This is a genomic window from Chryseobacterium shigense, assembly GCF_900156575.1.
GTDB lineage: Bacteria > Bacteroidota > Bacteroidia > Flavobacteriales > Weeksellaceae > Chryseobacterium > Chryseobacterium shigense.
On record NZ_FTNY01000004.1, the window covers coordinates 192,742 to 206,862 of the forward strand.

16 protein-coding genes are annotated in these 14,121 nt (G+C 36.9%); 8 read left to right on the plus strand and 8 right to left on the minus strand.

Annotated features, from left to right (window positions below):
- Positions 1 to 420: 420 nt before the first annotated feature.
- The 6 genes from rimM to BW964_RS14390 form a co-directional block, all read right to left on the minus strand.
- Positions 421 to 963 (minus strand): ribosome maturation factor RimM, encoded by a 543-nt coding sequence (rimM, locus tag BW964_RS14365; RefSeq protein WP_076508209.1) that lies wholly within the window; start codon positions 961 to 963, stop codon positions 421 to 423.
- Positions 964 to 974: 11 nt separating this feature from the next.
- A complete protein-coding gene (locus BW964_RS14370; RefSeq protein WP_073335141.1) occupies positions 975 to 1,538 on the minus strand; it encodes a 30S ribosomal protein S16 in 564 nt (187 codons plus the stop codon).
- Positions 1,539 to 1,727: 189 nt separating this feature from the next.
- A complete protein-coding gene (locus BW964_RS14375; protein ID WP_076508211.1) occupies positions 1,728 to 2,240 on the minus strand; it encodes a nitroreductase family protein in 513 nt (170 codons plus the stop codon).
- Positions 2,241 to 2,281: 41 nt separating this feature from the next.
- Positions 2,282 to 2,875 (minus strand): DoxX family protein, encoded by a 594-nt coding sequence (locus tag BW964_RS14380; RefSeq protein ID WP_228431973.1) that lies wholly within the window; start codon positions 2,873 to 2,875, stop codon positions 2,282 to 2,284.
- 188 nt (positions 2,876 to 3,063) lie between these two features.
- Positions 3,064 to 3,513, minus strand: coding sequence for a hypothetical protein (locus BW964_RS14385; RefSeq protein ID WP_076508214.1), 450 nt, complete (start codon positions 3,511 to 3,513; stop codon positions 3,064 to 3,066).
- Between the two features lie 214 nt (positions 3,514 to 3,727).
- Positions 3,728 to 4,258 (minus strand): SRPBCC family protein, encoded by a 531-nt coding sequence (locus tag BW964_RS14390; protein ID WP_076508215.1) that lies wholly within the window; start codon positions 4,256 to 4,258, stop codon positions 3,728 to 3,730.
- A 255-nt stretch (positions 4,259 to 4,513) separates the two neighbouring features.
- On the opposite strand from BW964_RS14390, the gene BW964_RS14395 reads away from it, so the two are divergent.
- Together BW964_RS14395 and BW964_RS14400 are read left to right on the plus strand one after the other, a co-directional pair.
- Complete coding sequence (locus BW964_RS14395) at positions 4,514 to 6,550, plus strand: M3 family metallopeptidase (RefSeq protein ID WP_076508217.1); 2,037 nt, start codon at positions 4,514 to 4,516, stop codon at positions 6,548 to 6,550.
- Positions 6,551 to 6,680: 130 nt separating this feature from the next.
- Positions 6,681 to 7,421 carry a CPBP family glutamic-type intramembrane protease gene (locus BW964_RS14400; protein WP_076508218.1) on the plus strand — a complete coding sequence of 247 codons (741 nt, stop codon included), beginning with the start codon at positions 6,681 to 6,683 and terminating at the stop codon, positions 7,419 to 7,421.
- A gap of 106 nt (positions 7,422 to 7,527) precedes the next feature.
- On the opposite strand, the gene BW964_RS14405 is transcribed toward BW964_RS14400, so the two are convergent.
- Positions 7,528 to 7,905 (minus strand): winged helix-turn-helix transcriptional regulator, encoded by a 378-nt coding sequence (locus BW964_RS14405; RefSeq protein WP_076508220.1) that lies wholly within the window; start codon positions 7,903 to 7,905, stop codon positions 7,528 to 7,530.
- 84 nt (positions 7,906 to 7,989) lie between these two features.
- Between BW964_RS14405 and BW964_RS14410 the strand changes: the two genes are divergently transcribed.
- The gene (locus BW964_RS14410; protein WP_076508221.1) at positions 7,990 to 8,814 is read left to right on the plus strand and encodes an alpha/beta hydrolase; all 825 of its coding nucleotides are present in this window, start codon (positions 7,990 to 7,992) and stop codon (positions 8,812 to 8,814) included.
- Positions 8,815 to 8,877: 63 nt separating this feature from the next.
- Here BW964_RS14410 and BW964_RS14415 read toward each other — a convergent pair whose 3' ends face one another.
- Complete coding sequence (locus BW964_RS14415) at positions 8,878 to 9,267, minus strand: winged helix-turn-helix transcriptional regulator (protein WP_104669432.1); 390 nt, start codon at positions 9,265 to 9,267, stop codon at positions 8,878 to 8,880.
- A 99-nt stretch (positions 9,268 to 9,366) separates the two neighbouring features.
- On the opposite strand from BW964_RS14415, the gene BW964_RS14420 reads away from it, so the two are divergent.
- The 5 genes from BW964_RS14420 to BW964_RS14440 all read left to right on the plus strand — a co-directional run bounded on the left by BW964_RS14420 (position 9,367) and on the right by BW964_RS14440 (position 14,054).
- Positions 9,367 to 10,020, plus strand: a complete 654-nt coding sequence (locus BW964_RS14420; RefSeq protein ID WP_076508224.1) for an NAD(P)H-dependent oxidoreductase — start codon at positions 9,367 to 9,369, stop codon at positions 10,018 to 10,020.
- A gap of 159 nt (positions 10,021 to 10,179) precedes the next feature.
- Positions 10,180 to 11,172 carry a phosphotransferase gene (locus tag BW964_RS14425; protein WP_076508226.1) on the plus strand — a complete coding sequence of 331 codons (993 nt, stop codon included), beginning with the start codon at positions 10,180 to 10,182 and terminating at the stop codon, positions 11,170 to 11,172.
- 54 nt (positions 11,173 to 11,226) lie between these two features.
- Positions 11,227 to 12,015 carry a DUF4919 domain-containing protein gene (locus BW964_RS14430; protein WP_076508228.1) on the plus strand — a complete coding sequence of 263 codons (789 nt, stop codon included), beginning with the start codon at positions 11,227 to 11,229 and terminating at the stop codon, positions 12,013 to 12,015.
- Between the two features lie 59 nt (positions 12,016 to 12,074).
- On the plus strand, positions 12,075 to 13,205 hold the full coding sequence (locus tag BW964_RS14435; protein ID WP_317044352.1) for a lactonase family protein: 1,131 nt from the start codon (positions 12,075 to 12,077) through the stop codon (positions 13,203 to 13,205).
- Positions 13,206 to 13,337: 132 nt separating this feature from the next.
- A complete protein-coding gene (locus tag BW964_RS14440; protein ID WP_076508231.1) occupies positions 13,338 to 14,054 on the plus strand; it encodes a hypothetical protein in 717 nt (238 codons plus the stop codon).
- Positions 14,055 to 14,121 lie beyond the last annotated feature (67 nt).

A 14,121-nucleotide genomic window follows, 5' to 3' on the forward strand; every position in this document is an offset into this window, starting at 1 on the left:
AGAAGTAACCTTCAATAAAGTATGAGTGATTAGCGATAGTCACTCATATTTTTTTACACCGCACTCTCTGGAAAGTACTCCTCTTAAGGTACAGCTTTGCCTAAGATGGAATTCTCTCAGATAGAGAGCAATTTCTCTCCCAAAATCTGTCCACAGATACCGTGTCGTTCAGTGTAAAGGATAAAATTGTTTGAGGAAACCAATGGTTCAGCACCGGAAATCATTTTGTAGCTTCGTTTGGATATCATCCGGTCTATAGGTACTATTACGATGTAAAAATTGGAAACAAAACCGTTTCCACGAAGGAAGATCATACGAAAATCATCGCTTCTGATCCTGTAAAGACCAAAACGGGAAAATATTTCTTAGTAAGTAAGATGAAAGAGGGGAAATTTCAGATCTATTATCTGAAAAACTAGATTATTCGTCTTTTTTAGCGGATACTAAAAAAACGTCGATAAGTCCTTCCGGAAGTTGCATTTTGATGAATCGTTCTTCTCTGTCTACCTCAAGAATCCAGTCTTTAATGATAGGAATCACTACTTCTTTTCCATCAAGATTGGTTACGAAATAGTTTTGGGCAGTCTGATCGTTTACTGATCTTATCACGCCGCATTCTTTACCATTTTCATCAAGAATATCGAAGCCGATGATCTCATGATAGTAAAACTGTTTTCCGGAAAGTTTTGGAAGGGTGGCAAGCGGTAAGTAAACGCTTTTCCCTAAAGATTGATCGACCAATGTTTCGGAAGAATTTTTGAAAGCAAGGTTCAGAGCATCATTTTTGCTCCATGAAGATCTTTCAATAAAAAACGGAACCAATAGTCCGTTGATTTCAACGAATATTGATTCCAATTTATTGTAAAGCTCGGGTTGATCGGTATCCAATTTAAGGATAACATTTCCCGCAAGGCCATGTCTGCGTGTGATTTTTCCTAGTAAATAGCAATCTTCTATACGCATACAGGTATTTTTTAAGCTTCAGTGTTTTCTTCAGTTTCAGCAGCAGGAGCTTCTCCTTCTGTAGCTTCTACAACTTCTTCAGCAGGTGCGTTAGCAGCTTCTTCAGCAGCTTTAGCATCAGCTTCAACTTGTGCAGCAGCAGCAACTCTAGCTTCGTTTACTTTAACTTCAGCGTCTAAAGCAGCTTTCTTAGCGTCAGCCTGAGCTTTAGTTAAACCTTCTACTTTACCTTGTACTTTTTGTTCTTTAGATTCTAACCAAGCACCGAATCTTTTTTCAGCTTCAGCTTCATCAAAAGCACCTTTAGCAACTCCACCTTGTAAGTGTTTTTTGTAAAGGGCACCTTTATAAGAAAGGATCGCTCTTGCAGTATCAGTTGGCTGAGCACCGTTGTTTAACCACTTTACAGCAGCATCAACGTTCAAATCGATAGTAGCAGGGTTAGTAATTGGGTTGTAAGTTCCTAGTTTCTCGATGAATCTACCATCTCTTCTAGCTCTAGAATCTGCAACCACGATGTGGAAAAAAGGCTTACCTTTTTTACCGTGTCTTTGTAATCTGATTTTTACTGACATAATGTTGTGAATTTTACGGGAACTCGTCCCAGTTAAATATTTAAGAGTGCAAAGATAAATAAAAAATTTTATCCGACAATTATTAAATGTAACAATTTATCAATCTATCAATACAGCAGTGCTTTTGAACATTCTTAACCAAGAATCCATTGTCCTAGTATTACCCTGATAAATTGTTATATTATTTTATTAATCTACTTTTCCCATATAGAAAAGCCCCAGACATTTTTGATTTTCTTCAATGGTCAGAGAGTCTTTAAGGTGATTGACAAGCCCCGGAGAACTCCAGTAACTGCCTATATTATTGGCTGTACATGTTAAATACATATTTTGTACGGCCATAGAAACGGCCGCGATTTCTTCCCATTCAGGAACCATTCCACTGAAATTGACGATAATAGAAATAACAGCATCTGCCTTATTGATTTTAAAGCCAATATCCTGGTATTTTTTCTCTAAAAAAGTCTGTTCGGATTGTGTAGCCTTGTAAATAGCCTGCATTTCTGATGCTAATCTCGCTTTTTCTTCCCCTTTAAAAATTTTAAAACGCCAGGGTTTTGTACGCTTATGGTTCGGGGCTAATGTTGCTGAATGGAGTATTTCCTCTATAATTTCCTGAGATATTTCGGTTTCAGAATAATCTTTCGGGAATATACTTCTTCTCTGTTCTATGATTTCTTTTAAAATTTCCGCTTTATTCATATTGCAAATTTACGATATGTAATCGAATGCGTTACATTGATTTAAGCCTGATTTTTCAGTAATAGGTTCCTATTTTTATATACTTTATAGTTCGTAAATAAAAATGTAAATACAATGATCATAACCAATCCCCTCGAAATCCATAGCTCCAAGCCACGAGGGACAGATCCCGGAAATGATAAGTAGAGAAGACACACAGTGTAAATAAGTCCTGCAATGATCCAGGAACGTTCCGGATCAGGATAAGCCTTTACGGTTATTGGCTGGTTATACCTCAGAACAGGAATCAGCTTATGATGGTCCCATATCAGTAATATCATCACCGCAATCATCATCAGAGACGTGATGATCCATGTTCCGGTAAAGGAAAGACTTATGGTAATGATCCATATATTGGTTAATATCGCTAAAAACATCAGAGTTCCAAGAAGGGCCAACCGCTGAGTCATCAGCAAAATGCCAGCGATAATCTGAGAAAGTCCTAAAAAGTTCCAGTAAAATCCCGTCTGATACATGGCTTCAAAGAAGTATCCTATCGGTGTATCCGTTGAAAGGATGGTGAATCGGTTTCCGATTAATTTTGTCATCCCGGAAGGAAAAAATGCAAATCCTACTAAATAGCGTAAGTGAATCATCACCCACTGATTAAATCTATTGGTTCGTAATTTTTCAAATGTCATGGTGTGCGAATAGCAGGGTTGGGCTTTCTGGTTATTGGTTTTAGGGTAGTATAGGGTCTGCTGGTACTAAAATTACTATAAAAATCGTCTGTCCCGCATCTTTATTCTTTATTCTTTATTCTTTATTCTCATCCCCCTTATCATCAAATCACCTCCACAATCTCCTGATGAATATTATTCAAGGTGAAAGCATCCCCGGATTTCATTCCCATCATCTTTTTGGCCATTGGGCTTTCCGGCGAGATGGCATAAAACCGGTCTCCTTCAAAAAAGAATTCTCCTAAGGAAACGGAAATATAGAACCGGGCCTTGTTGGTGATCACCAAAGAACCCAGCTGTATTCTTTCTGTGGAATTATTCAGAACCTTTGACATATTTCTTTTGAGGTCATTCAAAGCTCCCAGCTGGCGCTGCATCTGGTAAATCTCTTCCTGCATTTCCTCCCTCATGCTGTCATATTTCGGGGTCTTTTTAATATCACGACTTGCTTCCAGGGTGAACTCTATGAAATTTTTAAGTTTTTCTATTTTCTCAGAGATAACTGTTTTGACATAATTTCTTATATCACTTTTCACAAATACGATCTTCTCCATAAATCTAATCTTTACATAAAGATAATAATTTTTTAAAATAACAATTGAAATTTTCGTTCTCCATCAAAACAAGCAAAAATTTTCTAAAAAAAACACTGATGCTGTGAACTGCTACAATGAGTTCCTGCTGCTGTCACGGATTTAATAGTTTTTTTAGTTCTAAAAAAAAATCGGACACAAAAAAAGCCTTGCATTTCTACAAGGCTTATATTTTTTATTTTTCAGAGATTTTCTTAAGGTCTCCCAGTCCCTGGTCAAACATGGTTTTCATATTCATATCCATCATAGGCTTCATAATTTTCATCATGGTATTCAGTTCGTTGTCTATCGACCAGGTTACTTTCGTTCCGTTTCCTTCAGGGGTCAAAACAAATTTTGCGACAGCATTGCCTTCAAAAGGTTTGATAAAATGAAGTTGAGTGATCAGCTTGTCATTGGGTACAATTTCGGTAATGGACTGTTCACCCTCTCCTACTTTATCGTTGCCTTTCCAGTGGTAAGAATCTCCTACTTTATCACCGCTTCCGGAATAGGTGATGACAATATCTTTATCGGCTTTTGAAAATGGATCCCAGACATTGTATTCTTTTAATGAACCTACGTGCTTCCAAACTTTTTCTGTCGGCGCATTGATGACTATTGATTTTTCAAAGTGATAATTCTTACTGAATGCCAGCATGGCTATCACTGCGTATACAACAACCAGAAGGATGATTACGCCAAGAATTTTTAAGAGTGTTTTCATAGTTTTGATATTTTGTGTTACTTGTTTTATTTTTTACCTTAAAAACATAAGAAACATGAGCCCTGCCAATGATCCGTATTTTATGGTTTATTGTTTTCAAAATTAGTCATTCCACCCTCCTCGTCTCTTTTCATATGACAAGATTATTAAAGATAAAGCATTTTTGTCACATCTTGATATCGGGGCATTATTTTTGCGGATTTCAGCTGTGATTCCCAATGAATCATTAAATTTACCTTACCTAAAAATCGAACAATGAATATTTTAACAGAGAAATTTACGACACCATATCACTCAGCCCCTTTCAACGGTATTAAAAATGAAGATTTTCTTCCTGCATTTCAGGAACTGATCAAAAAATCTGAAGATGAGATCAATACCATTGTCAGCAATTCCGAGGCACCCACTTTTGAAAATGTAATTGAAGCTTTGGCTTATTCAGGAGAGCAACTGGATGTGGTTTCCAGTATTTTTTTCAATTTAAATTCTGCGGAAACAAGTGATGAAATTCAAAAGCTGGCTCAGGAAATTTCTCCGCTTTTAACGGAATATTCTTCAAAGATCTCTCAAAACGAACCTCTTTTCGATAAGATCAAAAAAGTATACGACGAAAAAGAACAATATCATCTTAATGAGGAGCAGGAAATGCTTTTGAACGAAACGTACAAAGGTTTTGTAAGAAGCGGTGCCCTGCTGAATGAAGAGGATAAAGAAAAACTACAGAAGATCAATATGGATCTATCTTTAAAGTCACTGCAGTTCGGACAGAATGTTTTAGCATCTACCAATGCTTATTTCAAACAGATCACAAATAAGGAAGATCTGGCAGGAATTCCTGAGGCTATTCTGGACCAATATGCGGAGGAAGCGAAAGAAAGGGAACTTGAAGGATGGGTCGTTACCTTGCAGTATCCAAGCTATATTCCGTTCATGACGTATGCTGAAAACCGTGAACTGAGAAAGGAAATCGCTCTGGCCAGTGGTCAAAAATCTTTTGACGGAGGAGAATTTGACAATCAGGAACTGATTAAGGAACTTCTTCAATTAAAACAGCAAAAAGCAGAATTATTAGGCTATCAAAACTATGCAGATTATGTGCTGGAAGAAAGAATGGCCAAATCTCCGGTGAAAGTTTTTGATTTTTTAAATGAACTTTTAACGAAAGCGAAACCTTATGCAGACCAGGAGATTGAGGAATTAAGATCTTTGGCTAAAGCTGACGGAATTGATGAACTACAAGGCTATGACCATACTTTCTATGCTGAAAAGCTGCGCAAACAGAAATATGATTTTAATGATGAGGAACTGAAGCCTTATTTCCCATTGGATCAGGTACAGGATGCTGTTTTCGGACTGGCCGGAAAACTTTTTGGCCTTCGCTTTAAGGAAAGAAATGATATTGAAAAATACCATGAAGAGGTGAAGGTGTATGAAGTTTCTGAGGCTGGAAGTGTGCAAGCTGAAGAAAAATTCAAAGCTTTGCTTTATGTAGATTATTTCCCAAGAAAAGGCAAAAGAGCCGGAGCCTGGATGACGAGCTATAAAAATCAGTATAAAAAAGACGGTGAAAACTCCCGTCCCCACATTTCTATTGTTTGTAATTTCAGCAAACCAACAAAAGAAACTCCTAGTTTGCTGACTTTCCAGGAAGTAACCACTTTATTCCATGAATTCGGACATGCCCTTCACGGAATGATGGCCGATACACAGTATCCAAGTCTTTCCGGAACTTCTGTGAAATGGGATTTTGTAGAACTGCCTTCTCAGTTTCTGGAGAATTTCTGTTACGAGCCTGAATTTTTAAAGACGTTTGCCAAACATTATAAAACCGGGGAAGTACTTCCTGATGAAAAGATTGAAAAGATCGAACAATCCAAAAGCTTCATGGAAGGCTACCAAACGATGAGACAACTTGGTTTCGGGCTTCTGGATATGAGCTACCATACGAAAGTGGCAGAATTGGAGGGTGAAACGGTGAAGGAGTTTGAAGATAAGTATACAAAAGCAACAACACTATATCCTGTCAATCCCGAAACAGCCATGAGTCCCAGTTTTTCCCATATTTTCCAGGGAGGTTATTCTGCAGGATATTATTCTTACAAGTGGGCGGAAGTGCTGGATGCAGATGCGTTCCAATATTTTAAGGAAACCGGAATTTTCAATCCGGAAACCGCTGCAAAATATAAAGTTCTTCTTTCTTCAGGCGGAACCAAAGATCCGATGGAGTTATACAAAAGTTTCAGGGGAAGTGAGCCGAAAGTAGAAAGCTTGCTAAAGAGAGCGTTTGGATAAAATAGTGGGACCCTACTATAAATGACTTAATCAAAGAAGCTACTTTTCAGTAGCTTCTTTTAAAATAATCTGAGATTTTTCAATTGAATTCACTCTATTCAACACCCACATCCAATACAGGCAGATATTTATGAAACAACACTACAAGATAAAACTGGGACTTTTACTTTTCACACTAGGTTTTTTAGGAGTTTTATCTCTTTTAACCATGGAGATTCCCATTATAGAGAAGTTGAAAACTGACATGTCTGACGTTTTTACTCCCTTTCAGTTCAAATTGCTGGTCCTGCTTAACCCTACTATTTTATTGATTATTTTTACGGTCATTGGAACTTTAGCTTATGATAAGGTTGGATTTAAATTGCCCGTCTTTGAATATTTAACCCGAAAGAGTAAAGTGTCTGTTGATTATAAAAATATATTGAAATTTGGACTTCTTGGAGGAATACTAAGTGGATCGTTATTATCTTTTATGTCATGGATCTTTAATTCTGATATTCCCAAAGCTTTAAAAAACTTTACGCCTAACCTATTAAACAGATTTCTTTATGGAGGAATAACTGAAGAAATCGTCATGCGATTTGGATTAATGACGCTTTTTGTCTGGTTATTTCATTTGATTTTCAAGAGCAAAAGGATGATGATTTATTGGGCTGGGATTTTACTTTCATCTCTGTTATTCGGGCTTGGGCATTTACCGATCGTGAATGGTTGGGTTGAAAATCCTTCTTTTAGTCTCATCCTGTATATTATTTTAGGAAATTCAGTGGGTGGAATTATATTCGGATGGCTATACTGGAAAAAAGGCCTTGAGTCAGCCATGGTTGCCCATATCGTCACTCATATGATATTTCTGATCACCGGCGTCTGAAAATAATGGAATAGGTGTTTTTTACAGGTGGATCAAGATTATCTCAACTGGATAATTTGAAGTTATAAACATTTCAGAATAGATACTATAAGATGAATTCATTAAATTACAACACAGGACCAACCGAAATTTCTTTACCATCAGCATAGGTTTTTCCCCAATCGCAGAGACTTTCCAAAATAGGAATTAAAGCTAGTCCCTTATTGGTCAAAACATATTGAATCCCGGCAGGAACCGTATTGGGAATTTCTTTCTTGACAATGACGGCGTGGGTTTCCAGCTCTTTAAGCTGACTGCTTAAAACCTGTTCAGAAATATTTGTCAATTCCTTTTTAAGCAAATGAAACCGATGGTTCCCCTGTGAAATAGAATAGACAATCTGCGATTTCCAACGCCCGCTGATCATGGCAACCGCTGAATTGAGCTCACAAACCTGAAACAAAAACTGTTCGTTGACCGTATTGGTGGAATTTTCTTTACGCATATCTCTCATTTTAAAGGCTCACAATTTTGTTCGTTATTGCACACCACAAAATGCTTGCTGAATTTTGTAATAAAAATACACAATATGAATAAGTTAATAGGCATCATCATCGGATTGGTCATTACCATTTCATTAAAAGCACAGGAAAAATGGATTATAAAATCTCAATATACAGCTCAGTCGGATACCGTTCTGATTTTTAAGCCAAAATCATATAATGAAAAAGAGCAACTTCCTTTAGTTTATCTTTTACATGGTTACAGCGAAAATTACAGGCAGTGGTCGAAAACCACAGACTTACAAAAATTAGCTGACCAATACAACTTTATCATTGTTACACCAGATGGTTTTACCTCTTATTACATCAACAGTCCGACCAACAAAAAGTCGCAATATGAAGATTTTTTCTTTAAAGAATTGGTTCCCAAAGTGCATCGTTCATTTACTATTGATGACAAAAATATTTTCATCAGCGGTTTGAGTATGGGAGGTTACGGAGCACTGAGGTATTTCATCTTACACCCGGACTATTTCAATACAGCAGGTTCTACAAGTGGCGCTCTGGAAATTGATTATCCTAATTTTCGGAAAGTAAGTCAGCACTTTTGGCAAAACAATAGATTGATCGATGATTTAACCACCCATATGGGCGATCCAAAAACAGCAAATTGGAACCAGTATAGTATATCAACCCTGTTGAAACAACATCCGAATTTCAAGAAAGCCTTTATCTTTGACTGCGGGACGGAAGATATTTTATATTCAAATTCTACCCAACTGAAACAGCAAACCGACGGTCTTAGAATTCCTGCAACTTTTATCAGTCAACCGGGCGACCACAATACAGAATACTGGAATAAATCTATAGAACATCATTTTGTATATTTTAAACAACATTTGAAAAAATAAGAAACGAAAATAGGAATAAGGAATACCTGTCGAAATAAGGTAGCAACAGATTTAAATGAACATTTAATTCTCTTCTTTTTCAGGGGTTTGGATAAATTCACCTTTTTCAGTGACAATCCGATTGCCCCATTCTGTGATTGCGTCTAACACAGGAATAAAAGTTTTCCCAAGATCGGTCAAACTGTACACCACTTTAATGGGCGGTTTTTCACCAAATACTGTCCTGGAAACCAAACCATCTTTTTCCAACTGCTTCAATTGTAAGCTCAGCGTCATTTCCGTAACTGTTGGCAGTTCTTTACGAAGTTCGTTGTATCTTTTAGAAGCGTCTTTCAGATGGTAAAGGATCACCGCTTTCCACTTCCCTCCTACCAGATCCATGGTAAGACTTACAGTACAAGGATATATTTTACCTTCCAGTTTCACATGGTCGCCGATGCATTCTGTCTTCATTTCAATTGTATTTAACCTATCTGTTTAGATAGTTATTGCAAATATAGTGTACTAAAAATAATTTTGTAACTCAATAAATTATAGTACAAATTCAAAAATATGAAAATACTGATCATCCTTGCTCATCCAGAAGAAAAAAGTTTAAATGCAGCAATGTTTAACACTGCAATCAAAAGTTTGGAGGAAGCAGGTCATGAGGTTAAAACCACTGACTTATACAGAGAAAATTATCAACCCGTAAGTGGAAAAGGAAATTTCACCGAACTACAAAATCCCGGCTATTTCAAACAGCAGAATGAAGAATTATTTGCGGTACAACACTCTACATTGATGCCGGATATCGTCTCGGAACAGGAAAAGATTGAGTGGTGCGACGTCATGATCTGGCAGTTTCCCTTGTATTGGTTTTCGGTTCCGGCGATTCTAAAAGGTTGGGTAGACAAAGTTTTTACCTTGGGAAAATTCTACGATAACGGTAAAATTTTTGACAATGGTTTTTCAGCAGGAAAAAAAGCGATGCTGTCTTTAACAACCGGTGGTCCTCAAAAAAATTATGTGGAAGAAAAATACGGTGATATAAACTCCATTCTATTTCCATTACATCACGGCATTCTTGAATTTCTCGGCTTCTCCGTTTTACAACCGGAAATCGTTTATTCTGTAGAACGACTTACGGATGAAGAGAGAAAAACGCTGCTAGAACATTGGGCAACGAGATTAATGAATATCGAGAAAGAAATGAAGAACACCTAAAGATCTCTCAAGTTGAGCCACCTTGTTGAATTGGCAAAAAAGACTTAAAATTTGGTTCAAAAACGGTTGCTTTAATTTTGTTTTTTTGTAATTTCACCGCAGTAAAAAGCTGTTCAAAGCAGTTTTTTACTATCGAAACTATAACAACAGAAAACACTGATGGCAGAAGGATTTCCGGTAATACACAGTACACTTTCACCGAATGTACTTAGTCAATTTATTCAACAGCAATATCAGCTAAGCGACCAAACAGAATGTAAGTTATTTCGGGCAGCCATGAATCATCTTTACATCGTTACAGATGGCGAAGAAAAATATGTATTCCGGGTGTACACGTATGGTTGGAGAACCCAATCTGAAGTAGAAGAGGAATTAAGACTTTTAATTCACCTGAAAGAAAATAACAGACCGATCTCTTATCCGGTCTCAGACCGGTCAAATGAATACATTCAGGAAATCAATGCGCCCGAGGGAAAAAGATTCGGTGTATTATTCTCGTATGCAAAAGGGACAAAATCTGCAAAATTTTCAAGCCAGGCCAGTTTTCTCATAGGTCAGGCATTAGCAAAAGTTCACCAATCAACAGAGAGCTTTACGCTCAACAGAATCACTTACAATACCCGGAGTTTACTTTCAGATTCTCTTTTAAGAACAAAAATGTTTTTCAAGAACACAACGGATGACCTTATTTTTTTAGAAAAACTATCCGATTTCTTGACTGAAAAATTCAAAAATGCACACCGGCAACCCATGAGATATGGAGCCATCCATCTTGACGTTTGGTTTGACAATATGCATCTTGATCATGAAAAAGAGGTAACTTTTTTTGACTTCGATTTTTGTGGCAACGGTTTTTTATGTTTTGACATTTCCTACTTTTTATATCAGTTGTTTTCCACCAACATCAATGAAAACGACTATCAGATCAAAGCAGAAAGCTTTTTAAAAGGCTACGAAACGATCAGTGAAATAAGCAAAGAGGAAAAAGATTTTTTACCTTTCGCCTGTTTAGCCATCATGAATTATTACATCAGTATTCAATGTGACCGATTTGAGTACTGGACGAATATTTTTCTAAATGAAGACCATCTAAAAAGAATGATTGGAAATCTGAAACGCTGGATGGCTTATCATAAAATCGAAATTGAATAATATAAAAACAGAGAAACAACCACAGCTAAAACGTCTACAATACAATCTACAAACATGAAAAAAAATTATTACCTTCCATTTTTTATTCTATTTCTATTGAACCTGAGTTTTGGACAGGTTGCGCCATTGCCACCGACTCCTCAGGAAATAAAAGAGTATAAAGCCAATGGAAACTCTGCTGTTAAAATAGTAGAGGTTAAGGCCAAGAGCAATAATAAAGCGGAAACTCCCAAAAATACCATTCCAAAATTCAGGATAACCATGAAGGAGTCCACTGATCAAAATTCCATTTATTATTTCAAAAATATTGAAACTCAAATAGCAAAACTGGATACTCTTTTGTCTGAAGAACAAATCATCAGCCTTACCCAATACAAAATACATACGAATGCCTTACATCCAAAGGATCTGGACAGTTTAGCCAATAAGGCCTATCAGCTCAACGAGAACAAAAACTATTCTGAGGCCATTGAAACCGCAAAAAAAATTCTTGTTCAAAGCCCCAACAACATCACCGCTCACAAAGAAATAGCTTATGCTTACCAACGGCTTGATCAGAAGAATCTATCTCAGCTCCATTTTAAAATGATGGTGAAAATCATCAATTCCGTCTTGAAATATGGCGATGGAAGTCGCCAGGCTCCGTATATCCTCAATAATTTTTTTGAAGGACTCTCCCTATATGAAGCCAAATTCGGATGCTTTCCCAAAAAGGTAACGTTACTTTTGACCACCGAAAAAAAACTTTTAGGCGGCTACGATTGTTTCCACATCATGCGCTTTTCGGATTTAACGCACTGGCTGCCTTCATTGGAAAAAGAAGACTATACAACAGAACAGTAAAACAAATATGCCCTTATCCAATACCCCCCGATCTGCCACACTCTAAAAATTAAATTAAATTGAAGAAACTAATAAGCCTTATCGCTCTGATTTTAATCTTTATCAATGGATATTCACAAAATACCTACGTCTTTTTTGGATCATTCAACCGGGATAAAAGCACCGAAGGAATTTATGTTTATAAGCTGGATACCATCAAAGGGAAATTATCCAAGGTAACATCCGTAAAAGGAATTTTAAACCCGTCATTTCTTACTTTATCGCCCAATGGAAAATATGTATTGGCCTGTACAGAAAGTAAGACGCCCGATGCAGGAAGTGTGAGCAGTTTTAAATTCAATCCGAAAGATGAGACGCTTACTTTTATAAACAGTCAGAAAAGTGGCGGCGAAAATCCGGTCTATGTGACGGTTCATCAAAATGGCAAATGGGTGGTGAATGCCAATTACACAGAAGGAAGTGCTTCCGTATATCCTCTTTCAGAAGATGGAACCCTACATCCTGCGGTACAGAATTTTCAGTTTTCGGAGGGAAGTATCAATGAAGACCGGCAGGACAGATCGCATGTTCATGCCGCAGTTTTTTCACCTGATTTTACTCATCTGTTCTTACCAGATCTTGGAGCCGATAAAATAAGATCTTACACGTTTGACACTGATAAAGCAGAACCTATGCAGGCAGCTCACCCCCCGTATATTCCCACCACTTCAGGAGGTGGACCAAGGCATTTCACCTTTCATCCCAATGGAAAGTTCGCCTATTGTATTGAAGAATTATCAGGAACGGTGAATGCCTATCAATATGAAAATTCTAGGTTGAAAAGTATTCAAAGGATCAATGCACATACAGACGAGTACAAAGAGAACTTTGAAAGTTCGGATATTCACATTTCGCCGGACGGACGCTTTTTATATGCCTCCAATCGTGGTGTTGAAAATAATATCGCCATTTTCTCCATTCTTGAAGACGGAACGTTAAAAAATGTCGGATACCAGTCTATTTTAGGGAAACACGCAAGGGTATTTGACCTGGATGAGACCGGAAAATTTTTAATTACCGCCAATGCCGGAAGTAATACTATCGTTGTATTCAGACGGGATTCAAAAACAGGTTTATTAAAAAAAACCGGAAGAAAAGTGAAAATTAAAAGTGCTTCTTGTGTAAAGATCAGAAAGTACTCCTCTACTTAAACAGAATATTCATCCCATCAGTGAAGATGACCCGAATAGATAAAGCTGACTTTCTGGAATTGGAATTATCTAACGGATTATTTAATTTTGATATTATCCGCAGGACGAAACTAAAATAAAAAACCAATTCCTATGACTGAAAAATTCAAAAAAATATCAGACTCCTTTTTTTCGGTTTTAGGAATAATTGTAGCTGGAGGAGGAATACTGTTTGTTGTCTTTATAGAAAACCCTGTAAGGTATTTTTTTTATGCCTTATTTCTGGTAATGGTCACCCGTTTTAAGAGCTTCCGTAATTTCAGAAATGATTTTAAAAAAGTGGTCAGTAATTCCCTGATTGCAACAGGGGTGGTTTATCTTGCTTTAATTACTGTATTCTCTCTTTCTCCGTTTCTGAAAATCCTGGAATTTAAATGGTCTCATCCAGATTGGAAACCGGTGAATGTCCAAATGATACAACCATTTACTTCCTGGGACAACGGTTACAAACGAAAAGGAAATTCCTATGTTACCATTGATTACGAATATCAGTTTAACGGAACAACGTATAAAAATTCAGAGCCTGAAGCTTTGTACAGATATTATCCCTTTTGGAACGGGAAAAAAAGTAAGGAACTGGTCAACGAGTTTTCAAAATCAGTTTCAGAGAAAATACAGAAAAAGGATTATCTTATTCTCACCCATCCTCACCATCCTGAAAAAAGTAAACTGTTTTTATCCACAGATTTATTTTATTTTCAGGGGTCATTATTTTATGAGGCTGTGACGGGTCTGGTCGGATTTATTCTGATCTTTTTAGGAATTATCGGAGCTATTTTTCTGTGGTCATTGAAGAAGAAGCACAAGTAGAAAATGATCCTGATCAATGCTGAAAAAATCAACCCATTACCTGGTCTAATCATTATTTTTTAATAGT

Excerpts from the sequence above, each read along its gene's own strand:
- rimM (WP_076508209.1), bottom strand. The coding sequence starts at position 963 with ATGCGTATAGAAGATTGCTATTTACTAGGAAAAATCACACGCAGACAT.
- BW964_RS14370 (WP_073335141.1), bottom strand. The coding sequence starts at position 1,538 with ATGTCAGTAAAAATCAGATTACAAAGACACGGTAAAAAAGGTAAGCCT.
- BW964_RS14375 (WP_076508211.1), bottom strand. The coding sequence starts at position 2,240 with ATGAATAAAGCGGAAATTTTAAAAGAAATCATAGAACAGAGAAGAAGT.
- BW964_RS14380 (WP_228431973.1), bottom strand. The coding sequence starts at position 2,875 with ATGATTCACTTACGCTATTTAGTAGGATTTGCATTTTTTCCTTCCGGG.
- BW964_RS14385 (WP_076508214.1), bottom strand. The coding sequence starts at position 3,513 with ATGGAGAAGATCGTATTTGTGAAAAGTGATATAAGAAATTATGTCAAA.
- BW964_RS14390 (WP_076508215.1), bottom strand. The coding sequence starts at position 4,258 with ATGAAAACACTCTTAAAAATTCTTGGCGTAATCATCCTTCTGGTTGTT.
- BW964_RS14395 (WP_076508217.1), top strand. The coding sequence starts at position 4,514 with ATGAATATTTTAACAGAGAAATTTACGACACCATATCACTCAGCCCCT.
- BW964_RS14400 (WP_076508218.1), top strand. The coding sequence starts at position 6,681 with ATGAAACAACACTACAAGATAAAACTGGGACTTTTACTTTTCACACTA.
- BW964_RS14405 (WP_076508220.1), bottom strand. The coding sequence starts at position 7,905 with ATGCGTAAAGAAAATTCCACCAATACGGTCAACGAACAGTTTTTGTTT.
- BW964_RS14410 (WP_076508221.1), top strand. The coding sequence starts at position 7,990 with ATGAATAAGTTAATAGGCATCATCATCGGATTGGTCATTACCATTTCA.
- BW964_RS14415 (WP_104669432.1), bottom strand. The coding sequence starts at position 9,267 with ATGAAGACAGAATGCATCGGCGACCATGTGAAACTGGAAGGTAAAATA.
- BW964_RS14420 (WP_076508224.1), top strand. The coding sequence starts at position 9,367 with ATGAAAATACTGATCATCCTTGCTCATCCAGAAGAAAAAAGTTTAAAT.
- BW964_RS14425 (WP_076508226.1), top strand. The coding sequence starts at position 10,180 with ATGGCAGAAGGATTTCCGGTAATACACAGTACACTTTCACCGAATGTA.
- BW964_RS14430 (WP_076508228.1), top strand. The coding sequence starts at position 11,227 with ATGAAAAAAAATTATTACCTTCCATTTTTTATTCTATTTCTATTGAAC.
- BW964_RS14440 (WP_076508231.1), top strand. The coding sequence starts at position 13,338 with ATGACTGAAAAATTCAAAAAAATATCAGACTCCTTTTTTTCGGTTTTA.